We start from the raw sequence: 24,062 nt of genomic DNA, 5'->3' as shown, positions 1-24,062 counted from the left end.
CCGGCATAGCCTTCCTGCTATGCCGGGTCTTTCAACTACCGCTTGATCAGCGCAAATACCCCCCAGCCAAAGTATTCACGCGTGTAAGTCGCATGGCGCTTTGGCGCAATCGTCAGCTCAGCCCGAACTTCTGGCGCAAATTCATCTCCGGGGTTGTCCTCTAACCAACGGCGCATGGTGAGCCATTTTGCCGCTTCGTAGCGGTCCCAGCCTTCCTGGTCCGCCAGCACCATTTCGACGAGGTCATAGCCAGACGCATCGAAAGAGGAAACCAGTTCGGCAAGCGTCAGAAAATCGGCGAGCGAAGAGGCGCCACAGGCTTGCGCGACCTCTTCCGTTGCCGGAACCCGGCGCCAGTACGGTTCGCCAATCAACAGTATGCCTCCGGGCTTGAGACTTTTAATCAGCAGTTCGATCGTCCCGGCTACGCCGCCGCCAATCCAGGTCGCGCCTACGCAGGCGGCAATGTCGCATTTTTCATCGGCCACATAACCAGCGGCGTCCTGATGGATAAACGTGACGCGGTCGGCAACCCCGAGCTCTGCTGCCCGCTGCTTAGCCTGCTGGCTGAACAGCGCGCTCATATCGACGCCGACGCCGCTAATACCGTGGTCGCGCGCCCAGGTACAGAGCATCTCCCCCGATCCGCTGCCAAGGTCAAGTATCCGCGTTCCGGCCTTCATCCGCAGCACGCGGCCAAGCGTGGCGTATTTTTCCGGCGTAAACGGGTTATGGATGCGGTGAGCGCTTTCACTAATCGTAAAAATACGTGGGATATCCAATGTTGGTATTCCTTTCATTGAGTGGGTAGTAAGAGAATAAGATTCGTTTTTTTCGGCCAGCAGCGCGTACAGCTTGTCGGTAAAAGTATCGCTGACCGGCCATGCCGCCCCATCCGGGCGGATAATTGAGGTAAAACCTGCCGTATGCAGCAGGTCGAGCCAGGCGTCATCCTGCCAGGCGGTCATCTGACTGCCGAAGCGCGTCACGTTGCCGTTCTCTTCAATCGCCATAAATCGCGTTGCGCTGGTTTGCGCAGCGGGATCCCAGGCGTGCTCCGTCAGCAGCAGGTGCGGTACATCCAGAAATAGCCCCTGCGGACAGCGCTGCCAGCTGGGTTCAGCCATCCCCTGCCGTTTAACTTCAGCATAAGTATGAACTTCGATAAGCAGTTTTCCTCCCGCCACCAGCCACTGCGCGCAGCGATTAACCAACGCCCGGGTTTCAGCCGCGCTGAACACATTCAGTTCACCGAAGGTCATCATAATGAAATCGAACTGCTCTTCCGGCTGGTAGTGGCGAACGTCCTGCTGGTGATAGGTAATATCAAGGCTGGCCGCCTGCGCCTGCTGACGAGCCCAGGCGATCGACGCCGGAGAAAAATCCACGCCCGTACAGCAAAAGCCGCGCTCCGCCAGCTGGCGCGTATAAAAACCCGGCCCGCAGCCGAGATCCAGAATGCGCGCGCCGGCGGGCAGCTGCCCGGCAAGCCATGCCACCTGTTGTTCAATAACCGCCAGCCTGCGGCTGGCCCAGTCGTGCTCCTGCGACAGATGATTCTCCAGCATACGCTGGCTAAACGCCGGTTCATCCCAGGGGATTTTGCGCTCCTCCTCCGGCAAAACTGCGTTTGCGGAATCCCTGATAATCGTACTAATTGTCATCATCATTTCCTTATTGATTACTCGCGCCAGTGCTCGGGTTTCATTAACGCCCGGGCGCACTGTATCTGACCGGTTATCCCCAGCGGCCGGGACGAAAGCCGCTGCAGCATCCAGCAGGCTTTATGCTCCTCGGGAATGGGATAAGGCGCCGGATAGCCTTCATCTCCGGCACAGGGTTCAAAGCCATGCCGCGGGTAATAAGCGGCATGTCCCAGAACGAATACCGCCAGGCTCCCCATTGCCTTCAGATGCTCAATACCGCTTTGGATAAGTAATCCGCCAACACCCATGCCCTGGTATTCCGGCACCACCGCCAGGGGGGCAAGGATATGCATCATCGGAGAGTCAGACTCCCCTTTGAACGTCGCCAGGGTGAACAAAATATGCCCAACGGCTTTTCCATTATGTTTGGCCAGCAGAGATAAGCTCGGGTGAGCACTTTCATCGTTGAGCAAATCGGCAACCAGGTCGGCCTCTTTGCTAAAGCCGAAGGCCCGGGTTTCAACTTCGCGAATATCATCAGCATCACGCTCTGAGGTGATGTGAAAGGTGAAGTTATGGTTTGTCATCAGTTGCTCCTTAGCGGTTGTCCAGCTGAGCGCGAACGTTGTTCAGCCCGGTGGTATTGATACGGTAGGGCTGCCCGTTGACGGACTTAATGAGTTTTTTGGTTTTGAGTTTTTTGAAAACGGCGAGCGTGCAGTCGCTGAGCAGGAGCCCTTCGCGGCTGTAGCATTCAACAGAGGTTACGCGGCCTGATGCATCGCGAATATGCGCGATCCGGCCACCTTTAGCGAGAACGTGTAAGGTACGTTGTTCCTGACGGGATAGATTCATACTGAAGAAACCTGTTAATCATCATGCGTAAAAACGAGCCAACACCCACGGGTGTTCGCGTAAAGTTTAAGCGCAGCGATAACCAGTCCGGCCTGATAAGGTCGGGAAGCTGATTATCTAATGATGACATTCTCCAGCATCAAAGCCTCGGTGAGAGTTGAAAAGATATTTACCAGCGAAATGATAACACGTAGTTTTTATAAGGAAATCGTATTAATTAAAAAGTGTGATCTGTTGCAAGCCCAGCGGATTTCTGACGCATCTGGTCGATATGTTGACGCCATTGGTTAACCATTTATAAAGACCCGCTTCGCGGGGCCTCATGCCCTCCTGAGCTTCAGCAGAATCTCTCCGAGCGACGCAACGAGTCTAAAATATCGATGGGTTAGCACTCAGGCCATTAGCGAATCTCCATCACATTTTGGTTTACCAATTTCGCTGTTATGGTTGACATGTTTGACCAATTGGAGGAACTTATACGCCATATCGTCTGGTTTCTCTCCGTTACGATGGTTGACCGGAACCGACACTCCCATCAAAGCAGCGGCCTGGAACAGGTCAAAACGTGAAAGAGGTTAAGCATGGAACAGACATGGCGCTGGTATGGCCCTAACGATCCGGTCACTTTAGCTGACGTCCGTCAGGCGGGCGCGACCGGAGTGGTCACCGCCCTGCACCATATCCCGAACGGCGAAGTGTGGACGGTTGACGAGATCCTCAAGCGTAAGGCCATCGTGGAAGAAGCCGGGCTGGTGTGGTCGGTAGTTGAAAGCGTACCGATTCACGAAGAGATCAAAACCCATACCGGCAACTACGCGCAGTGGATCGCTAACTATCAGCAGAGCCTACGCAATCTGGCCCAGTGCGGCATTCGTACCGTGTGCTACAACTTTATGCCGGTCCTCGACTGGACCCGTACCGACCTGGAATACGTCCTGCCGGACGGCTCCAAAGCCCTGCGTTTCGATCAAATTGAATTTGCCGCCTTTGAGCTGCATATCCTTAAGCGTCCGGGTGCGGAAGCGGACTACACCGCCGAAGAGGTCGCCCAGGCGAATCAGCGCTTCGCCACCATGAGCGAAGAGGATAAAGCGCGCCTGACCCGTAACATCATTGCCGGTCTGCCGGGCGCGGAAGAAGGATATACCCTCGACCAGTTCCGCCAGCATCTGGCAACCTACAAAGATATCGATAAAGCCGCACTGCGCGAGAACTTCGCCGTCTTCCTGAAAGCGATCATTCCCGTTGCCGAAGAGGTTGGCGTGCGTATGGCGGTCCACCCGGACGATCCGCCGCGTCCGATCCTCGGCCTGCCGCGCATCGTCTCAACGATTGAAGATATGCAGTGGATGGTCGATACCGTGAACAGCATGGCGAACGGCTTTACCATGTGCACCGGCTCCTACGGGGTACGCGCCGACAACGACCTGGTTGATATGATTAAGCAGTTCGGTCCGCGTATTTACTTCACCCACCTGCGCTCTACGCTACGTGAAGAGAACCCGAAAACGTTCCACGAAGCGGCGCACCTGCACGGCGACGTGGACATGTATGAAGTGGTGAAGGCCATTGTCGAAGAAGAGCACCGCCGTAAAGCGGAAGGTAAAGAGGATCTTATCCCGATGCGTCCTGACCACGGCCACCAGATGCTCGACGATCTGAAAAAGAAAACCAACCCCGGCTATTCCGCAATTGGTCGCCTGAAAGGGCTGGCCGAAGTCCGCGGCGTGGAGCTGGCGATCCAGCGCGCTTTTTTTAGCCGCTAATTCCTGACCGGCGGAGCAGCAGGCTCCGCCTTTTCCTCTTCGGCCGCCTGTTGCGGCCCACTCTGGAGTTTGCTATGACTGCAACCATTGCCGACAGCAACCTGCCGGTTACGCGCCCTGCATGGGATCGTTCTCGTCTCGAATCCCGCATCGTTCATCTGGGCTGCGGCGCATTTCACCGCGCGCATCAGGCGCTTTATACCCATCATCTGCTGGAAACCAGCGATAGCGACTGGGGCATCTGCGAAGTCAACCTGATGCCGGGCAACGACCGCCTCCTGATTGAGAATCTGAAAAATCAGCAGCTGCTTTATACCGTGGCGGAAAAAGGCGCTGACAGCACCGCGCTGAAAATTATCGGTTCGATGAAAGAGGCGCTGCATCCGGAAATCGACGGCTGTGACGGCATTCTGCGCGCCATGACGCGACCGCAAACGGCGATCGTTTCGCTGACGGTAACGGAAAAAGGCTACTGCACCGATGCGGCCAGCGGTCAGCTCGATCTGAATAATCCGCTGATTCAACACGACCTCGCCCATCCGGCGACGCCGAAATCCGCTATAGGCTACATCGTCGAAGCGCTGCGCCTGCGCCGTGAAGAGGGGCTAAACGCCTTTACGGTGATGTCCTGCGATAACGTTCGCGAGAATGGCCACGTGGCGAAAGTGGCGGTACTTGGCCTGGCCCAGGCCCGTGACCCAGCGCTGGCGGCGTGGATTGAAGCTCACGCGACCTTCCCGTGCACCATGGTTGACCGCATTGTGCCCGCGGCAACGCCTGAAACCCTACAGGAGATTGCTGACCAGCTTGGGGTCTACGATCCGTGCGCCATCGCCTGTGAACCGTTCCGTCAATGGGTGATTGAAGATAGCTTCGTCAACGGCCGCCCGGAGTGGGACAAAGTCGGCGCGCAGTTTGTTGAAGACGTCGTGCCGTTTGAAATGATGAAGCTACGCATGCTCAACGGCAGCCACTCTTTCCTGGCCTATCTCGGCTATCTCGGCGGCTATGAAACCATCGCCGACACCATGACTAACCCGGCATACCGCAAAGCGGCTTTTGCCCTGATGATGCAGGAGCAGGCGCCGACGCTCTCGATGCCGGAAGGCACCGATCTTCAGGCCTACGCCACGCTGCTGATTGCCCGTTTCAGCAACCCTTCCCTGCGTCACCGCACCTGGCAGATCGCCATGGACGGTAGCCAGAAGCTGCCGCAGCGCCTGCTTGACCCAATTCGTCTGCATCTGCAAAACGGCAGCAGCTGGCGCCATCTGGCGCTCGGCGTGGCGGGCTGGATGCGCTATACCCAGGGAAGCGATGAGCAGGGACAACCCATTGATGTTGTCGACCCGCTGCTAACGGAGATCCAGCAGATTAATCAGCGTTATCAGGGCGCGGAGCGCGTCGCCGCGCTGCTGGCCATCAGCGGGATCTTTGCCCACGATCTGCCGGACAATGGCGACTTCGTCAACGCGGTTACCCTGGCGTATCAACAGCTGTGCGAGCGCGGCGCCCGCGAGTGCGTGGCGGCGGTTAGCGCCAGTCTGTAATCTCCCTTCTTTCACGGGTCAACTGAACAATAATTTGGTTGACCCGTTTTCCCTCTCCGGGCCGAGAGTGATGCCAACCCGCCGGCCAAATGCTATAGTCAACCACCGGGCTACTGCATATCACAACTTAACACCATGAAATCACAAACTTCTCAGCACAGACCTTATCAGGAAGTCGGCGCGTTAATTCGCGATCTCATCGTCAAGACGCCCTATAACCCTGGCGATCGCCTGCCGCCTGAGCGCGAGATCGCCGAGATGCTGGATGTAACCCGTACCGTGGTTCGCGAAGCGCTGATCATGCTGGAAATTAAAGGGCTGGTCGAAGTGCGCCGCGGCGCCGGGATCTATGTGCTGGATAACGTCGCGGCGGAAGGCGCGGTGGAGAGCGCGGACATGAAGCATTGTAATGATGCCGGTCCATTTGAGCTGCTGCAGGCCCGCCAACTGCTGGAAAGCAATATCGCCGAATTTGCCGCCCTGCAGGCAACCCGGGAAGATATCATCAAAATGCGCCAGGCCTTACAGCTGGAAGAGCGCGAGCTGGCCAGCAGCGCGCCGGGCGGTTCCGAAAGCGGCGATATGCAGTTTCATCTGGCCATCGCCGAAGCGACGCACAACAGTATGCTGGTAGAACTGTTCCGCCAGTCATGGCAGTGGCGGGAAAATAATCCCATGTGGATCCAGCTGCACCGCCATCTCGGCGACACTCACTACCGTGAGGAGTGGCTGGTGGATCATAAACGGATCCTTGCCGCCTTAATCAAAAAAGACGCCCGGGCGGCAAAACTCGCCATGTGGCAGCATCTGGAAAATGTTAAACGCCGTCTGCTGGAGTTCTCCAACGTCGATGATATTTACTTCGACGGCTACCTGTTTGACTCCTGGCCGTTGGATAACGCCGACGCCTGACTCTCCCGCGCGCGGATAGCAGCTATCCGCGCGCCGTTCTGCAGTAACCGCAGCATGCAATGCAAACACTGATAATCATTCTCATCTTTATTGTCGCCCTGCCCGCACAATGGTAAGGTTACCTCATCCGATGAAGCCTCATCTCCAGTGCAGAAAACCGCATGAACAATACTCCTGGGCAGAACGAGCCGGCCCGCCAGGCGCTGAGAAGAACCTTCTCCGTCAGCGAGTTTATGGCGTTTGGTGAACGCTATGGTATCGACTATCGCTTTCCGCTGCTGCAAACGCCGGAGCCCTCGCACGCCAGCCCGGTGCTGCAAGGTGAAGTGGAAGAGATGACGCTGCCCTGCGGGATGTGCATCACCCACTCAGATGTTCACGTATTGCAGCCCTATGAAACCACCTCCCGCCATAGCAGCCCTCTCTATATGCTGGTGGTGCTGGAAGGCAGCGTTTCCCTGACTCTCAACGGCGAGCAGCACCTTGTGCGTTCCGGGATGGCGTTCACCTCACGCCTTAGCGAACATCAGGCCATGTGCGCCCGTCACGATGCCAACAGCAGGCTCCGCACGCTCTCCCTTGGACTCTACCCGGACGGCGCCTGGCGCGACGGACTGCTTGCTTCATTAATGCGCGAATGGGAAAGATGCCAGACGCCAACGCTTATCTGGCAGATACCGGGTTTTCTGCTGAGCGGCCTGCAATATGCCCAGCAGAGCGCGCCGGGCCGCGTTTCCCGGCAACTGATGCTGGAGGGGCTGATCCTGCAGCTGTTCGGCCATGGTCTGAGCGTGTGCCAGGATGAAAGCGCGAAGCAGATCCTCCCGGCGGGCGGCGAGCAGCTGCGCCTGGAGAGAGTTCGCCGCCTGCTGGAGCAGGCGCCGGAAAACGACTACACCCTGAACGAGCTGGCCCAGCGGGCTGCGATGAGCTCCAGCAGCTTGCGCAGTAAGTTTCGCCAAGCCTACGGCTGTTCGGTTTTTGATTATCTGCGCGATTGCCGACTGGCGCGGGCCAGAGGCTATCTGCTGGAGGGGTACAGCGTGCAGCAGGCGGCCTGGATGTCGGGCTATCAGCACGCCACCAATTTCTCTACCGCCTTTCGTCGACGCTACGGTATCTCCCCCTGCGACGTGCAAAAGACGGGCTAATCTATTTTTCACCTTTTCGCGAAGTCTGTTTCGCCGCTTTGGCAGCGCGCATACGCATCCTGGCATTGCGCATAGCTATAGAACGCCTCAAAAAGGTAATAATTCTTATTAACAATTAGAAATGCCTTTGGAGATGTTCATGTTTGCGAAAACTCGCCTGGCGCTACTGGTAGGATGGGTGACCGGCGGCGTCGCTTTCCCGCTGCTGGCCCAGGAAACAACAAAAAACGAAACCATCGTCGTCACTTCGCAGATGCAAAGCGGCGCGACCAAAATTGCCACGCCGGATATTGAGACCCCGCAATCGGTATCCATCATCACGCGCGAGCAGTTTGAAGAGCAGGGAGCGATCAGCGTCCGTCAGGCCGTGAGCTACACCCCCGGTGTTTATAGCAACCAGATTGGCGCTTCCAACCGCTTTGACTATATCGTCCTGCGCGGCTTCTCCGATGGCAGCCTGGATAACGTCTATCTTGACGGCCTGAAAATGATGGGCGATACCAACTCCCATAGCTCACTGGTGGTCGATCCGTGGTTCCTGGAGAATATCGAAGTGGTGCGCGGCCCGGCCTCGGTGCTGTATGGTCGCTCTTCGCCCGGCGGCATCGTCGCCCTCACCTCGCGTAAGCCCTCTTTCGATCCCGGAGGGGAAATCAAGCTGTTTGCCGGTAATAACAACCAGCGCGGGGCGGCGTTTGACGTCACCGGCGCGCTGGACGATAACGATCGGGTGGCGGCGCGATTAAGCGGCATGACCCGCTATGCGGACTCCCAGTTTGATACCTTGAAAGAGCAGCGCTACGCGATTATGCCCAGCCTGACCTGGCGCATCACCGACCAGACGCGCCTTGATTTAATGGCCTATCTGCATCGCGATCCGGAGGGCGGCAGCCACTCGGGTCTCCCCTATGAAGGTACCGTGGTACCGCACTACGGCAAGAAAATTGCTAACACCTTCTTCGAAGGTGAAGATGATTACGACAAGTACGACCGCCGTGAAAATATGGTCGGCTACAATTTCGAGCATATGTTTGATAACGGCTGGTCGGTGCGGCAGAAGCTGCGCTACCTGCATACCAAAGTCGAGCTGAATCAGGTCTATGCCGCGGGCTGGCTGAACGAAACCGAACTGAACCGCGGTTACTCCGGCTCGGACGAAAAGATGAACGCCATCACTCTCGATAACCAGCTCGACGGCAGCGTCGATACCTGGGCCGTGAACCATCGCCTGCTGATAGGCATTGACTATCAGGATCGCAGCAACAACACCACCGGCTACTATGGCGCATTCCCGGCCATCGACGCGTTTAATCCGGTCTACGGCGCGAAGCCGGATTACATCACCATGTACAGCCGTGAAAAACACAAGCTGCGCCAGACCGGCTACTATCTTCAGGACCAGATGTCCTGGGACCGCTGGCGCTTCACCCTGGGCGGGCGCTACGACCAGGTCAGCGTGTCGAATATCGATAAGCTGAATCAAACGCGCAGCGATCTGGATAAGAACAATTTCAGCACACGTGCCGCCCTGCTGTATCTGTTCGACAACGGGTTTGCCCCGTACATCAGCTACTCTACCGCCTTTACGCCCACCAGCTTCGCCGACGAAAACGGCAACGTGCTCGATCCGATGAAAGGCAAGCAGTGGGAAGCCGGGCTGAAGTATGAGCCAGAAGGAATGAACAGCCAGTTCAGCGCCTCGGTATTCCGCATCAATCAGACCAATATCGCCACCAAAGAAGAGCCGACCGATCCGTACCGCTCGATTGGCGAAATTGAGTCGAAAGGGGTGGAGCTGGAGGCCATCAGTCAGCTAACCGACAGCCTCCGTCTGCAGGCGGCCTATACCTACACCGACATCCGCTATAAGAAAAGCAGCCCGGAAGAGCAAGGCAAGCGCGCCGTTTACGCCCCGCGCAACCAGGCCAGCGCCTGGCTGAGCTATGATGTGAAAAGCGGCCCGCTGGATGGTCTGACGCTGGGTTCCGGCGTGCGTTACGTCAACGGTATTACCAGCGACCGCCTGAATACGCACACTCTGCCGTCCTATACGCTGGTGGATATGACGATTGGCTATGACCTGTCGCAGGTCGGGATTAAAGGCCTCAGCGCGCAGCTGAACGTCAATAATCTGACCGATAAGAGCTACGTTGCCGCCTGTAACTCGCTCTCTTACTGCTACTTTGGCGCAGAGCGCAGTATCGTCGGCAGCGTCTCCTGGAAGTTCTGATCGCGCTAAAAAGCCCGGAGTTTTTGCTCCGGGCTGCAGGTTAATCTTCCGCTTTATGAGCCCACGCGGGCATGGCCGTTAAATAGCGCATCGCTCGCTTGCGCGATTCCGCAGGCCCAACTTTCTGCCAGGAATCGAGGAACTCAGCCAGGCCGGAAACGGCATCCTCCCAGGACTTAAGCTTCCCCTCGCTATCGCAGCACCAGGCGCAGTAATCGTCGCTTGCGCTTTTCGCCTCCTCGGCGGACATCGGCATTCCGCAGGCCTGACAAAACCGTTCTTGCTGTGACATAGGGCGCTCCTTTCTCGCAAATTGAGCATAAAAAATACAGCATTGTTTGCACAATAACGTTCTGCCAGTTCAAATATCCGTAAATTATTTATGGTTATTGTTGTATCACCCAGTACTGCTCCCGGTTCTCTGAACGTGTTCGACTACACTAAACAGGGACAGGTGTTTGACGCAGCTGATTCAGGCGCATCCACGGTTTAAAACAGATTAAGACAGGACGCAATCATGCAACTTAACGACCCTACCCTTTTTCGCCAGCAGGCATTCATTGACGGACGCTGGCGCGACGCCAGCAGCGGAGAAACCCTCGGGGTTACTAACCCCGCCAACGGTCAGCAGCTGGGCAGCGTGCCCAAAATGGGCGCCGAGGAAACTCGCGAGGCGATCGATGCCGCCGCTCGCGCGCTGCCCGCGTGGCGCGCCCTTACCGCCAGGGAGCGCGCCACTATCCTGCGCCGCTGGTTTGATTTAATGATGGAGCATCAGGACGATTTAGCGCGCCTGATGACGCTGGAGCAGGGGAAACCGCTGGCGGAAGCAAAAGGCGAGATCGGCTACGCCGCCTCCTTTATCGAGTGGTTTGCCGAAGAGGGTAAACGCATTTACGGCGACACCATTCCCGGTCATCAGGCCGACAAACGGCTGCTGGTGATTAAACAACCGATTGGCGTAACCGCCGCTATCACTCCGTGGAATTTCCCCTCGGCAATGATCACCCGTAAGGCGGGCCCGGCGCTGGCCGCAGGCTGCACGATGGTGCTCAAGCCCGCCAGCCAGACGCCGTTCTCCGCGCTGGCGCTGGCGGAGCTCGCTAACCGCGCCGGGATCCCCGAAGGCGTATTTAACGTGGTGACCGGTTCGGCCAGCGAAGTGGGTAACGAGCTCACCGGTAACCCGCTGGTGCGCAAACTCTCCTTTACCGGCTCGACGGAAATAGGTCGCCAGCTGATGGAACAGTGCGCGAAAGATATCAAGAAGATCTCGCTGGAGCTGGGCGGCAACGCGCCGTTTATCGTTTTTGATGACGCCGATCTGGATAAAGCTGTCGAAGGCGCGTTGGCCTCCAAGTTCCGCAACGCCGGACAGACCTGCGTCTGCGCCAACCGCCTGTACATTCAGGATGGCGTCTACGATCGCTTCGCCGAAAAGCTTCAGCAGGCGGTCAGTAAGCTGCAAATCGGCGATGGCCTGCAGCCGAACGTCACCATCGGGCCGCTGATTGACGAGAAAGCGATCGCCAAAGTGCAGGAACATATTGCCGATGCGCTGGACAAAGGCGCGCGGGTGGCTACCGGCGGGAAACCCCATGAGCTGGGCGGAAACTTCTTTCAGCCCACGATTCTGGTGGACGTCCCCAGCGATGCGAAAGTAGCGAAAGAAGAGACCTTTGGGCCCCTCGCCCCGCTCTTCCGCTTTAAAGATGAGGCAGATGTTATCGCTCAGGCCAACGATACCGAGTTCGGCCTGGCGGCTTATTTCTACGCCCGCGATCTGGGCCGCGTCTTTCGCGTTGGCGAAGCGCTGGAATACGGCATTATAGGTATTAATACCGGCCTTATCTCCACCGAGGTGGCTCCCTTCGGCGGCGTGAAATCCTCCGGCCTCGGTCGCGAAGGTTCGAAGTATGGCATAGAAGATTACTTAGAAATCAAATATATGTGTATTGGGATTTAATCTACCCTCGCGCCAGCTTCTGCTGGCGCAGCTTATTTAGCGGTCATTTCCCTCGGTAATAGCTGGAAATACGTTTCGCGGCTGGGTTCATGAGGACATCCCGATATCCTGCCCGTCTCAGCGCCATTCATTATGCTTAATAACAATGCGAAAAAGGACGTTGGCTATAAGAAAAAGTTATCAATCATCCATTCCGGGCAGGTTCGACATAGGATTAATCGTAGGCTACAATAATCAACGCCGGTCTGAAGCTTAATTTCTTAATAGATTCATAGAGATAAATTTTGCTTTTCAGCGGGATATGACATCATTTTATTGACTATAAAACGAGCAAAAAGATGACGGATAGCACAATTAAAATTTATAACGCCCGCTACAGTAAGCTAATGAAGCTACTGGATTTTTTTGCCGTTAACCTGTTCATTTTTGCTTATTTAAAATACTTTCTCGTCGAACCATCTACGGCCTCTCTGTTCCTCGGAATAATATATTCCCTGATTTTTATCCGGGCCAACGAGCACTTTCAGTTATATTCAGGCCAGTTTAAAGGTCAGTATTTTAAAAAATTAACGAAGCTTTTTTTTAGCGTCTGTATTAGCGGGCTGCTGACGTTTTTATTGTTTGTGATTGCTGAACTATTAATGAACAATCATGCCAGTACGAACGCGCTGCTGCTGGCTGAAGTGATTGCACTATGCTCGCTGGCCATATTCATTAGTATGTTTCTTATTCGTATTATCTCCAGCCGCTATTTTTTCAAATCCAGACTCAAGGTGGCTATTTTAGGTATTACGCCAGCCGGGTTGGCCATTGAGCAGGCGCTGTTTAAGGAGTATACCCATAACGGTATTGAAATTACCTTCTTTGAGGACCGCGCCGTACAGCGCGACAGCCGCCTGCTCAGCATTGAGAAAAAAGGCAACTCGCGCGACCTGCTGGCGCTGGCAAAAGCAGGCGAGATAGATGAAGTCTATATCGCCCTGCCGATGGTCGCCCAGCAGCGCATTCGCCAGTTCTTAAACGAATTTTCCGATACCACCGTAGATGTGTTTCTGGTACCGGACCTGTTTTCCTATAGCTCACATATTTCGCAGCTGCGGATGTTTGGCAATATCCAGACCATCAGCATTTTTACGTCGCCGTTTGAAGGCGAAGGCGCGGTGCTCAAGCGTATCGAAGATATTGTTCTCGGCACCTTGTTCACCCTCGTCAGCCTGCCGGTGATGCTCGCGGTGGCCATCGGCATCAAGCTGACGTCGCCAGGCCCGGTGCTGTTTAAACAAAATCGTTATGGTCTGAACGGTAAGCAGATCGCGGTATGGAAGTTCAGAACCATGCGCGTGATGGAAAACAGCGCGGTCGTCACCCAGGCCACGCGTAACGATCCGCGTATTACCCGCTTCGGCGCCTTTCTACGCAAAACATCGCTTGATGAACTGCCGCAGTTTTTTAACGTGCTGCAGGGAACCATGTCGATAGTGGGTCCCCGCCCGCACGCGGTCGCGCACAATGAGCAATATCGCGTGCTGGTGGAAAACTACATGATTCGCCATAAAGTGAAGCCCGGCATTACCGGGCTGGCGCAAATTCACGGCTTTCGCGGCGAAACTGACACGATTGATAAAATGGAAAAACGCATTCAGTACGATCTGGAATATATTCAGTCGTGGTCGCTGCTGCTGGATATCAAAATCGTATTTTTAACGTTTTTCCGCGGATTTGTGGGCAAAAATGCGTTCTGAACTCACTTTCCTCGCGGGTCTGCTGGCGATACCTTGCGCATGGGCGGACCTGCAGGCAAAACCACATACCGGCGTGGCTGGCATCGATTTCGAGAGCCAGGTGGGTTATGACGTCGGTTACAATGACAACGTGACCTGGCAACGCTACGGCGGCAACGAAATCGCTTCCTCCTGGCAGGGTATTAAGCCGATTTTTAAAGCGATCGGCGAGCGCTATGAAGACCGCTATTTACTGATGTACTCGGGCGATTACCGCCGCTACGCCAGCGATAGCGCTGATAACCGTGATAACCATTTTTTTATGTTTAACGGCAAGTGGCGCTTCGGCAGTATGCATGGCCTGTCATTGGATCTTGATGAAACGTTCGGCCATGAAGAGCGCGGCCGCGATACCACCGAGGGGTTTCTGCCCGAGCAGTTCAAAGAGTTTGGCATTAATAAACCCATCGCCACGCGCTTCTTTAACAGTGAACTACGCTATAGCTACGGGGCGCCGGAAGGGCGCGGCAAAGCAGAAGTTGCGCTGATGCATAAACAGCTGCGCTTTCGCAATCTTGACAGCATTGAGGACGCCAGCGCCGACTTCCATTACTACATGCACGATCAGGAGTGGCATGAAAACAGCCTGGTCGCCGAGCTTTTTGATCAAAAAGCCAAAACGCTGCGCTACCGCTACAGTTTTATTACCAACCAGCGTCGCTATGAGCTCAACCCGTTAAAGGACAGTAATGAATACTATCTGCTGGTGGGTATGAAAAACCGCCTTTCCGGCAAGACCGAGATCAACGGCAACGTCGCATGGCTGTATAAAGATTTTATCCATAACCCCGACTCACAGGGGTTCAACGGCCTGAACTGGGATATTAATGCCGACTGGAAACCGCTTGAACAGATAAAACTCAACTTACACAGCTCACAACGGATAAAAGATCCTACCGACTCCGGCGGCTATATTCTGGTATCCAATTTTGGCCTGGGCTACGAGCACCACTGGCTGGTCGACAGATTCTCCACCCTGGTTGATTACTCTTATATTACAGAGGATTACAAGCACCAGACCAACGGACGTAAAGATCGATCAAACCTCGTATCGCTGACCTTCAACTACGACTATCGACCATCTGTTAATTTTCAGCTGAAGCTGCAATGGAACACGATGCATTCGAATAAAGAAAAAGATGCCTTTTATATTGGGCCAAACTATGACCATGAGGTCGAGCGCACGCTGGGCTACAACGACTCGGCCATTATTTTTATGACGCAGGTACAAATATGATCCTTAGCTATGGAAAACGGGCGGTGGTTTCTCTTCTGGCGCTATGGCTGGCGGGCTGTTCGGCGCCGCCGCAGACGATCCGAACGCCGCCGGATGCCGTTTATCATCTGGACCAGGGGGATGAGATCAATATCGCGGTTTCCGGCGAGCAGGATCTCACTATGCGCGTAAAAATCGATAATAGCGGCAGCGTTGATTATCCTTATATAGGCTCCTTGATGCTGAAAGGAAAAACGCCCGAACAGGTCAGCAATGAAATTGCCGATAAGCTGCGCGGTAACTATCTGCAGGCGCCAATGGTGACCGTGAGTATTGCCGAATACCGTAAAATTTATCTGTTAGGCGAAGTCAAAAAACCGGACGGCTACGCCTGGGAGCCCGGCTTAACGGCGGAAAAAGCCATTGCGCTGGCTGGAGGGTTCACCGACCGCGCCGATCGCCATGACATCCGCATTCGCCAGTTTCGCAGCGGTAAACTGCTGGAAAACGTCGCCGCCGACTCCGCCGTACAGGCCGGAGATACCATCATCATTGGCATGAGTTTCTTCTGATATGGCTATTTCATTAGTTGAAAATGGAAAGAAGAAAGAAGGCTTTATCGACTTCACGCCTTATTTCAACAAAATCAAGCACAAGCTGATTTGGTGCCTGGTGGTGGTCGTGGTGGCTGCGGCGGCGTCGTGGATCCTGACGCGCTTTATGTCATCCAGCTACACCGCAACCGCAACGGTGCTGTTTAAAGCGCAGTCGCAGGATGTAACCCCCCTGCCGCGGCTGGAAAACTACGATTCCACCCGCAGCGATTACTATGAAACCAAATACGCGCTGATGGGCTCCCGCGTGGTACTGGAAGCCGCAGTGAAAGCGCTAAAGCTGGATCAGGACCCGGAATTTAACGGCGGGGATAAGCTTGATGAGGCCGCGCGCGTCAATAATGCCGTGCGCGCCCTGCAAAAAAACCTGACCATCTCCGGCGTGCGCACCACGCAGCTGGTATCCGTTTCGATGGAGGCGAAATCGCCGCAAAAAGCCGCCGATATTGCCAACGGCGTGGCGCAGGCCTTTATCGATTACAGCCTGGCGCAGAAGCAGAAAATATTACTTCAGGCCCAGGGCTGGAACGAAAAAATGATGGACGATCTGCGCAATAAACTCGATCGCCAGAAAGCCGATATCGATGATTTTCTCAAACAGAACGGTCTGCTGACTTTTCGCAGCATGGATGGCTACGAAACCGAGCGCCTGGGGATCGTGATTAACCATCTGGCTGACGCGACCCAGCGCCGTTTGAAAGCGCAAACGGTATGGGACAAAGTGCGCCGCCAGCAGGGAAAAGCGCCGGAAGCGATCATCTCACTGCCGGAAATTTCCGGTCATCCGCAGATTCAGGATCTGCGGATCGCGCTGATCCAGACGCGACGTAACTTATCGGAAGCGGCAAAACACTATGGTCCTAAGCATCCGAAATACCTCCAGGCTCAGGCCCAGCTGCAGGTCGTTAACGGACAAATAGGCCAGGTGCTGGGTGAACTGCTCAATGGGTTACGTCAGCAGTATCAGATTGCGCTGGACGATGAGCAGCACTATCAGCAGATGCTCAACGATCAGAAAGCCGACTTCCAGGCGCTGGGCGCTAAGCGCGATAAATACAACACCATGATGACCGCGCTGAACAAAACCGAAGAGCTGTATAAATCGCTGTATCAGCGGGCGAACGAGCAGAAGCTCTCCGAGAGCTTTTCGGTTCCTGATGAAGTGATCTACGATGCCGCCGTGCCGCCAAATCAACCGTCTAAACCGCAGCGCGGTCTGCTTATCGTGATGGCGACCCTGATGGCGCTGGCGCTGTACATTATGTACCTGATTGTCAGCACCGCGCTGGATAAAACGGTCAACAGCATCAGCGAACTTAAAGCTAAAACGGGCCTTGATGCCAGCGGTGAATTCCCGCAATTGCCTCAGGCGAACAGCGCGAAGCTGACGTTCCAGAACCTGCTGTATGCCGACATGATCCACAGCCTGCGCCTGGCGCTGCTCGGTCAGAATAATCATGGCGGGATGATACTAGTGACCTCGGCGCAGGCCGATGCCGGCAGCAGCCTGATTGCCGAAATGCTGGCGTGGTCCGCCGCTAAGTCAGGTAAAACGCTGCTCATTGATGTGGACTACCTGGCAAGCGATGGGCTCTCCGCGCGCTATCCGCAGCATAAAACGGGCTTTAGCGAGCGTCTTGCTGACCGCAGCGCCGCGACTCAGGCGGTGGTCCCCCTGGCCGACACGCTTGATTTTATGCCCCGAGGCGAGCTGAGCGACTCCGCGCTGCTGCTGTTCACCTCTGAGCGGCTCCCGGCGCTGCTGATGACGCTGCGGCAGACCTACGATTATCTGATTATTAATGCGCCTTCGCTCGGGCTGGCGCAGGACGCCCTGCTGCTGGCGCCGCACGTCGATATTACCCTGCTGGCGATCAACGCTGGCGAGCAGGCGTCGCGCATTCGCGACGCGCAGAATCGTCTGCAAACCGCCGCGCCTACGCCAGTCGCCACCATGCTTAACCGGGTTCAAGAAGAGAATCTGGAGACTCAGGAAGGCAAACGCCTGCCCGAGCGCGGCATGGGCGAACTGATTTCACCGAAGTAGCGATTATGAATTTAATTAAGAGTATTTCTTCAATCGCCAGCTCCTCGGTTCTTTCGCAGGCGATCGGCGCATTTTCCGTGTGGCTGATTTCCCATCGCTACGGCATGGCGGAAGTCGGACACTATGCGATGATCTACAGCAACGTGCTGATTGGCGCTCAGGTTTGCACCTTTGCGTCGCAGCTGCTGATCCCGCGCCAGGAGGAGCATGAGCTGGGGCAGAACGTAGTGTTTTGCCTGCTACAAAGCCTGATTCTGGCGCTGCCCTGGGCGGTCATCACCGGGCTGATTTTCCATCTCAATATTGCGTTTCTCTATCTGCTCACCTTCGGCTATGCGCTGGTTTTGATTGCCGAGAACCTCTCGCTGCGCGGCGGCAACTATCAGTTTCTGACCTTTCAGCGCATCGCCGTGTCGCTGGTCGTAGCGATAGCCCTGCTGGCGATGCCGAATACCACGCTGTTCTATATCGCCTGGATGGCCGGTATTTTGCTGCTGCTCAGCCTCTGTCTGCTGCGCTTGTTCCGCTTCAGGACCCTGACGCCAGCGCATTTTTCTCCGCGCGCGAACGCTCTTTTTGCGCGTCAGCACTGGCAGCATCTCAGTCGCGTCGGCAGCGCGGAAGTGCTGGCGATGGCCAGCAATAACCTGCCGACGATGTTGATAAATGTCTGGTTTTCACCGCTGGTCGCGGGCTATTTCTCGGTGGTAAGCCGCTTCTGTTTATCTCCGGTGATGATTGTCGGTAACGCGGTGCGCAACTCCATCTTTTCAAAATGGTCGATGGATTTTCGCAACCGCACCTTTAACTATCCGGAGTACAAAAAGATTCGCCTGCTGCTGATGGCCGCGGCGCTGATCTGTATCCTTGGGATCTGGATTTTCTATCCGCTGGTTATGCGCCTCGGCTTTAGCCAGGAGTGGCTCAATTCCATTCCGACCTCACGCTATATGTTGCCCTATCTGTTCGCCGCGCTGGCCGTCAGTCCGCTGACCGTTATTGAGCTTATCTTTGGTTCTAAACGCTATTTTTTACGTATTCAGATAGAGCAGTTGCTGATCATCGCCGTCGCTTTTGTCGTTCTGCCTAAGTTGGGCCAGAGCTATGAGATAGCCCTGCTGACGTTCTCTCTTCTGACCAGCATTCGCTATCTGTTCATCCTGCTGAAAATGAACAAACGGGCGCTACAGCTCTCCCGGCAGGAGCAGAAAATATGCAGCTAAATACCGGCCGCTATCTGGAAGCATTCGCGCTGACGACCATCGTCTTCTGCGGCACGATTCAGTATTTCACCGGCGTGGCAGCCGTACTGTGGCTTCCTTTTTTCATGGTGCTGGTGATGGTGGTTCTGCTGATGATGCAAAGCCGGGCGCAGCCGCTGGCGCTTAGCGCGCGCGAGAAGGTGGTGCTGGCGCTGTACCTGACTTTTATCATCCTCAGCCTCTGCGCCACGGTTTTACAATCCGGCATCGTCACCGCTATCGTCGGCTTTAAAAACGAACTGGCTCTGTCGCTGGTGATGTTTTGCATGCTGCTCGGCATGTTTCGCGAGTCGCAGCTGCATCGCCTGACACAGCTTTTTTACTGGCTATTCTACGTCCAGTTCCCGCTGGCTATCTATCAAGTGCTGGTAGTGGTGCCAAAACGCGTGGTGCTACGCGGTGAGGATGAAAAGTGGGATTCGGTGGTCGGCACGTTTGGCGGCGACCCGATGGGCGGCGGCAATACCGCAGCAATGGGGATGTTCTGCCTGCTGATTATGCTGCTGAAGGTGTCCGAATTTAAGCACGGTATCTGCTCGTTCAAGTCGATGGCGACGCATATCGTGCTGGCCTTTTTCCTCTGCGTGGTCGGCGAGGTAAAATTCGTGATTCTGCTGTCGCCGTTCTTACTGGCACTGCTGTGGATCATGCCCGCTTACGTTAGCGGTATCAGTAAAGTCACCCTGCGCTCATTGATGATTATCGCCGCCGGCATGGTGGTATTAATTTTTGCCGCTATCACTATTCTGGCGTCCAACTACTCGTCGGCCTTCGGCGGAGATCCGACAAAAAGCGCGCTCTCGGTATTTATCGATTCCCTCGGCTATATCTTTGATACCAACTACATTATGGAAAGCGGCGAGCTCGGCCGATTTACCACTATTTTCTTCTGGCTCCAGCATAACGAACTTTTTGGCCCCGGCGGAATGCTGTTTGGTTACGGTCTGAACGCCACCAACAGCGGCAGTACCGTCTCCCCCGGCTATATTGGCGCCTGGTATCACCTTATTCTCGATTCCACCGCGCTGAGCATGCTGCTGTGGGAAGTCGGTATTATCGGCGTGATCTTATTTATCGCCATGATTGCTTCTATTCTCGTCGGTATGCGGCCGAAAGAGACCTTTTCCCGCTACGATCTTAAACGTGAAGATTTACAGCTGCTCAGCTCCGCGCCTGCATTTTACGTCTTTGCCATTGGCTGTTTGCTCAGTCTTCCCTACAGCCAGATCCTGATGATCATTCCCATGCTACAGTTTTTATTATGGCTGGCCCTCGGGGCGCTTATTGTCATTCATCGTTCTGTCCGTCTGAATTCCGGTACCCAATATGAATAAAACGCCATCAATTACCGTCAGCATTAAAACCCTCAACGAAGCGCAGGGTATTGAAAAAACGATCGACAGCGTCCGCAAGCAATTGCAGCCTTATCCGCATCAAATTATCGTCGCCGATAGCCTGTCCACCGACAATACCCGGGAGCTGGCCGTCGCCAAAGACGCGATGGTGGTCTGCCTCGATAACGCGAAAGATCGCTGCTGCGGCGTGGGTCATCAGCTGGGCTGGTTGTTCAGCGAAGGGGATTACCTGCTGCTGCTGGATGGCGATATGGAGCTGGAGCCGGGTTTTCTCGACACCGCGGTGGCTTTTCTCGAAACGCATCCCGAATATGCGGGCGTGGCGGGCAGCGTCGAGATGGATGACGCCGCTAACTATGAGTTTAAATCGCGCAAGCAGCGTCTGCATCTTATCTATCCGCAGGGCGATACCGATCATCTTGGCGGCGGTGGGCTCTATCGCCGTTCAGCAATCGAGAAAATAGGCTATCTGACTAATCTGAACCTTCACGGTTATGAAGAAGCTGAACTGGGGATCCGTTTGCAGGCCGCGGGCTATAAGCTCCATCGTCTTGCCGCACCCTATTTTAGCCATGCATCCTATACCATGCCGACCTTCAAAATGCTGGCCTATCGCTGGAAGAACGGCTTTTTATGGGCGCCGGGTGAGCTATTACGCAACTGCTGGGGAAAAAAGCATTTCCCCGCCGCGCTTAAGATTGTTCGCAACGAACTGATATTCACGCTGTATATCCTGATATTGATTATTTGCCTGCTGACGTTCAATCCCGGAGTGATTATCATCGCCCTGCTTCCGCTGCTGGCGTTTATCGCGCTGAAGGCGATTAAAAATAAATCGCTGCGCGACGGCGTCCAGAGCGTGATCAATTTATCGTTATTTTCCGCAGGCATGGTGCGAGGCGTCATTAACCCCGTTCGCGATCCGCTGAAACAGCCCGCCGTGACCGTCTCTAACCCAAAACATATCCAGACAGAACATGAAAATATTATTCGTTAATAAATTCTTCTTTATTAAGGGCGGAGCGGAAACCGTTTTTTTTCAGGAACGAGACGCCATGCTGCAAGCCGGCTATCAGGTTGTCGACTTCAGCATGCAGCATGCGGAAAATAAGCCTTCGCCCTGGGAGAATTTCTTCGTACATAACGTGGATTATCATCAAAGCCATGGCCTGACGGGTAAGCTCAAAGCGGGTATCGATTTTATCTACAACGCCGAGGCCTGCAATAAACTCAATACGCTGCTGCTGGAACAGCGCCCGGATATTGTGCACTTTCACAATATCTATCATCAGCTGACGCCCGCATTGATTGGCGTCGCTAAACGCTTTGGCTGCAAAACGGTACTGACGGCGCACGATTATAAAATCGTTTGTCCATCTTACACCATGCTGCGCGATGGCCACGTCTGCGATGACTGTCTTACCGGTTCGGTGAGCAATGCCTTTCGCCATCGCTGCCAGCAGGGAGACACCTTTAAAAGCCTGCTGCTCTCGCTTGAGGCCTACTGGCAAAAGTTCGCGCAAAATTACGCCATGCTCGATTGCATTATCGCTCCCAGCGAATTTATGCGTCAGACGCTGCTGCGTAAATTACCCAGGTCGCGGATCGATGTGATCGTCAACGGTATTGATGCCAGCACCACGGTCCCGGGCGATACTGCGGGGGATTATTTCCTCTATATCGGCCGCTTGAGCCGTGAGAAAGGCGTGGCTACCCTGGCGCTGGCGCAGCAAAAAATGCAGCAGTCCATGCCGCTGAAAATCGTCGGCGATGGCCCTCTCGGCAGCGACCTGCGCGCCCGCTTTAGCGGTCCGGAATTTCTCGGCTATATGCGCCATGGAGAAGCGCTCAACGCGCTGATTCGCGGCGCGCGAGCGGTGATCGTCCCTTCCGAATATTATGAAAACTGCTCGATGTCGGTGCTGGAGGCGATGGCGTTCGGCCGCCCCGTCGTCGGCGGCAATATCGGCGGTATTCCGGAGCAAATTCGCGATGGCATTGATGGCTATCTGGTGGAACCAGGAGATGCCGACGCGCTGGCGCGCATCATGGATAGCCTGGCCGCCAATCCTCAGCAGGCGCGTGAAATGGGCATTAACGCACGCCAGCGGTTAGAGGATAAATACGATCTCGCCCGGCATATGCAGGTTCTGCAGGAACTCTATCAGCAGCTTGTGGGGGAAGCGAAATGAAGCTTAAAGTGACGGTGCTCGGCACCCGCGGTATACCGAACGTCCAGGGCGGCGTGGAGACCCATTGCCAGAATTTGTATCCCGAAATCTATCAACAGAATCATGCTGATATCTGCGTCATTGCCCGCTCGCCGTACGTCGACTACCGCCGTAGCGAATATAAAGGCGTACAGCTGAAAAGCCTGTGGGCGCCCAAAAGCCGCAAGTTCGAAGCCATTATTCACTCTACGCTGGCCGCCTTCAGTACCCTGTTCGACGGTTCAAATGTCGTGCACGTTCACGCGGTCGGGCCTGGCCTGGTGGTCCCGCTGCTGCGCCTGCTCGGCAAACGCGTCGTTTTTACCCACCACGGCCCGGACTATGACCGGCAGAAATGGGGGAAAATGGCGAAGGAGATGCTGCGCCTCGGTGAAAAATGGGCGGTGAAATATGCCAACGAGGTCATTGTTATCTCGGAAGTGATTAATACGTTGATTCAGACCAAACATGGCCGTTATAACGCGAACGTGATCTATAACGGCGTGCGCCAGCCGCAGCTTCCCGCCGAAGAGGCCCGGCAGGCCACGTTGGATCAGTACTCTCTCAAAGCCGGGCAATACGTTGTCGCCGTCGCCCGCTTTGTTGAAGAAAAAGGGCTGCACGATCTGATTGCCGCCCACAAAGCCGCCAACTGCTCGCAGCCGCTGGTGCTGATTGGCGATGCCGATCATCCGGATGAGTATAGCGAGCGGCTGAAGAAACAGGCGGCCGCTACCCCGGGGGTGATCATGACCGGTTTTATTAGCGGCGATCCGTTGCATACCCTGTTCTCACAGGCCGGGCTTTTTGTTCTACCGTCTTACCATGAAGGGCTGCCTATTGCCCTGCTGGAGGCCATGTCCTGGTCACTGCCGGTTATCGTCAGCGATATCCCCGCTAACCTGGAGATTGGCCTGCCTGCCGGGGACTATTTCCCGGCAGGTGATGTCGCCGCGCTGGCGCAAAAGTTGCAGTCCTGGAGCGGCGAGGAGACCGTGGATTACAGCCAGTTAATGCCCAAATACCGCTGGCCGGACATTGCAGCGAAAACGGCTCAGGTCTATCAGCGATTAACGAATAAGAGTCAACCGTGACAAAATCAACATCCGACCTGGTCATCGAGCGCTTTTATTCCGCGCTTGACCCGGAAACAGAAGCCTCATTAACGCCGGAGCAGAAACGCGGTATCGAACAGGCGCTGGTGAGATCGAGCCTGGCGTCGCGCCATCGTATCGACTTTCGCCATAGCTTTCCGTTTCTGCATCGTCGCTATTTTGTAGTCTTTTTATGCGGTCGCGATCTGCGCAAAATTCCGCGAGAAAGCACGCTGCTCGGGCGTATATTTTCCACCCTGGCGATTACGTTTGCCGTACTGTTTGCCATTCTTGCCGTGCTGCTGGCGCTCTATATGCTTAAATCTGCGCTGGGTATCGATGTGTTTAAGAACTTCCACGTGGGTATCTGGACGTGGTTTGTAAACCTCCACGATAAAGTGAATTAA

At 55.1% G+C, this 24,062-nt stretch carries 20 protein-coding genes and 1 pseudogene; 16 read left to right on the top strand and 5 right to left on the bottom strand.

Annotation, left to right across the window (positions count from 1 at the left end; all coding sequences use genetic code 11):
* Window positions 1-35 precede the first annotated feature (35 nt).
* The 4 genes and pseudogenes from K2184_RS19455 to K2184_RS19440 form a co-directional block, all read right to left on the bottom strand.
* On the bottom strand, window positions 36-800 hold the full coding sequence (locus K2184_RS19455; RefSeq protein ID WP_224261048.1) for an SAM-dependent methyltransferase: 765 nt from the start codon (window positions 798-800) through the stop codon (window positions 36-38).
* Between the two features lie 339 nt (window positions 801-1,139).
* Window positions 1,140-1,568: pseudogene (locus K2184_RS19450) on the bottom strand (class I SAM-dependent methyltransferase); the annotation flags it as partial.
* Between the two features lie 113 nt (window positions 1,569-1,681).
* A complete protein-coding gene (locus tag K2184_RS19445; protein ID WP_163525411.1) occupies window positions 1,682-2,233 on the bottom strand; it encodes a GNAT family N-acetyltransferase in 552 nt (183 codons plus the stop codon).
* A gap of 10 nt (window positions 2,234-2,243) precedes the next feature.
* Window positions 2,244-2,501: a YjhX family toxin gene (locus tag K2184_RS19440; protein ID WP_004110819.1), complete on the bottom strand. Its 258-nt coding sequence runs from the start codon at window positions 2,499-2,501 to the stop codon at window positions 2,244-2,246.
* Window positions 2,502-3,082: 581 nt separating this feature from the next.
* On the opposite strand from K2184_RS19440, the gene uxuA reads away from it, so the two are divergent.
* The 5 genes from uxuA to foxA all read left to right on the top strand — a co-directional run bounded on the left by uxuA (window position 3,083) and on the right by foxA (window position 10,110).
* Window positions 3,083-4,267, top strand: a complete 1,185-nt coding sequence (gene uxuA, locus K2184_RS19435) for a mannonate dehydratase (protein WP_004099225.1) — start codon at window positions 3,083-3,085, stop codon at window positions 4,265-4,267.
* 74 nt (window positions 4,268-4,341) lie between these two features.
* Window positions 4,342-5,817, top strand: a complete 1,476-nt coding sequence (locus K2184_RS19430) for a fructuronate reductase (protein ID WP_004110817.1) — start codon at window positions 4,342-4,344, stop codon at window positions 5,815-5,817.
* A 135-nt stretch (window positions 5,818-5,952) separates the two neighbouring features.
* Window positions 5,953-6,729 carry a Uxu operon transcriptional regulator gene (uxuR, locus tag K2184_RS19425; protein WP_004099223.1) on the top strand — a complete coding sequence of 259 codons (777 nt, stop codon included), beginning with the start codon at window positions 5,953-5,955 and terminating at the stop codon, window positions 6,727-6,729.
* Window positions 6,730-6,890: 161 nt separating this feature from the next.
* Window positions 6,891-7,880: a helix-turn-helix transcriptional regulator gene (locus tag K2184_RS19420; RefSeq protein ID WP_004110814.1), complete on the top strand. Its 990-nt coding sequence runs from the start codon at window positions 6,891-6,893 to the stop codon at window positions 7,878-7,880.
* Between the two features lie 121 nt (window positions 7,881-8,001).
* The gene (foxA, locus tag K2184_RS19415; protein WP_016809599.1) at window positions 8,002-10,110 is read left to right on the top strand and encodes a ferrioxamine B receptor FoxA; all 2,109 of its coding nucleotides are present in this window, start codon (window positions 8,002-8,004) and stop codon (window positions 10,108-10,110) included.
* A 40-nt stretch (window positions 10,111-10,150) separates the two neighbouring features.
* Here foxA and K2184_RS19410 read toward each other — a convergent pair whose 3' ends face one another.
* Entirely contained in the window at window positions 10,151-10,402 is a 252-nt protein-coding gene (locus K2184_RS19410) for a zinc ribbon domain-containing protein (RefSeq protein ID WP_004099220.1), read from the bottom strand.
* Between the two features lie 225 nt (window positions 10,403-10,627).
* Between K2184_RS19410 and gabD the strand changes: the two genes are divergently transcribed.
* From gabD to K2184_RS19355, 11 genes are all read left to right on the top strand, one after another.
* The gene (gabD, locus tag K2184_RS19405) at window positions 10,628-12,076 is read left to right on the top strand and encodes an NADP-dependent succinate-semialdehyde dehydrogenase (protein ID WP_049129209.1); all 1,449 of its coding nucleotides are present in this window, start codon (window positions 10,628-10,630) and stop codon (window positions 12,074-12,076) included.
* Window positions 12,077-12,414: 338 nt separating this feature from the next.
* Window positions 12,415-13,818: an undecaprenyl-phosphate glucose phosphotransferase gene (locus K2184_RS19400; RefSeq protein WP_016809601.1), complete on the top strand. Its 1,404-nt coding sequence runs from the start codon at window positions 12,415-12,417 to the stop codon at window positions 13,816-13,818.
* Complete coding sequence (locus tag K2184_RS19395; protein WP_004110804.1) at window positions 13,808-15,094, top strand: outer membrane beta-barrel protein; 1,287 nt, start codon at window positions 13,808-13,810, stop codon at window positions 15,092-15,094. Before K2184_RS19400 ends, K2184_RS19395 begins: the two co-directional genes overlap by 11 nt.
* Window positions 15,091-15,645 (top strand): polysaccharide biosynthesis/export family protein, encoded by a 555-nt coding sequence (locus tag K2184_RS19390; RefSeq protein ID WP_016809602.1) that lies wholly within the window; start codon window positions 15,091-15,093, stop codon window positions 15,643-15,645. The genes K2184_RS19395 and K2184_RS19390 overlap by 4 nt, the downstream gene beginning before the upstream one ends.
* A gap of 1 nt (window position 15,646) precedes the next feature.
* Entirely contained in the window at window positions 15,647-17,734 is a 2,088-nt protein-coding gene (locus tag K2184_RS19385; RefSeq protein ID WP_163525413.1) for a GumC family protein, read from the top strand.
* A gap of 5 nt (window positions 17,735-17,739) precedes the next feature.
* On the top strand, window positions 17,740-18,957 hold the full coding sequence (locus K2184_RS19380; RefSeq protein ID WP_016809604.1) for a lipopolysaccharide biosynthesis protein: 1,218 nt from the start codon (window positions 17,740-17,742) through the stop codon (window positions 18,955-18,957).
* On the top strand, window positions 18,948-20,330 hold the full coding sequence (locus K2184_RS19375) for a hypothetical protein (protein WP_016809605.1): 1,383 nt from the start codon (window positions 18,948-18,950) through the stop codon (window positions 20,328-20,330). Before K2184_RS19380 ends, K2184_RS19375 begins: the two co-directional genes overlap by 10 nt.
* Entirely contained in the window at window positions 20,323-21,348 is a 1,026-nt protein-coding gene (locus K2184_RS19370; protein ID WP_004099199.1) for a glycosyltransferase family 2 protein, read from the top strand. Before K2184_RS19375 ends, K2184_RS19370 begins: the two co-directional genes overlap by 8 nt.
* Window positions 21,329-22,543 (top strand): glycosyltransferase family 4 protein, encoded by a 1,215-nt coding sequence (locus tag K2184_RS19365; RefSeq protein ID WP_016809607.1) that lies wholly within the window; start codon window positions 21,329-21,331, stop codon window positions 22,541-22,543. The genes K2184_RS19370 and K2184_RS19365 overlap by 20 nt, the downstream gene beginning before the upstream one ends.
* On the top strand, window positions 22,540-23,655 hold the full coding sequence (locus K2184_RS19360) for a glycosyltransferase family 4 protein (protein WP_004099196.1): 1,116 nt from the start codon (window positions 22,540-22,542) through the stop codon (window positions 23,653-23,655). Before K2184_RS19365 ends, K2184_RS19360 begins: the two co-directional genes overlap by 4 nt.
* Window positions 23,652-24,062, top strand: a complete 411-nt coding sequence (locus K2184_RS19355) for a hypothetical protein (protein WP_004110797.1) — start codon at window positions 23,652-23,654, stop codon at window positions 24,060-24,062. Before K2184_RS19360 ends, K2184_RS19355 begins: the two co-directional genes overlap by 4 nt.

The organism is Klebsiella sp. K5-306, assembly GCF_051835185.1.
Classification (GTDB): Bacteria; Pseudomonadota; Gammaproteobacteria; order Enterobacterales; family Enterobacteriaceae; genus Klebsiella; species Klebsiella oxytoca.
Note: the sequence above shows the minus strand (reverse complement) of the source record. Positions and strands in the feature narration are given on the sequence as shown.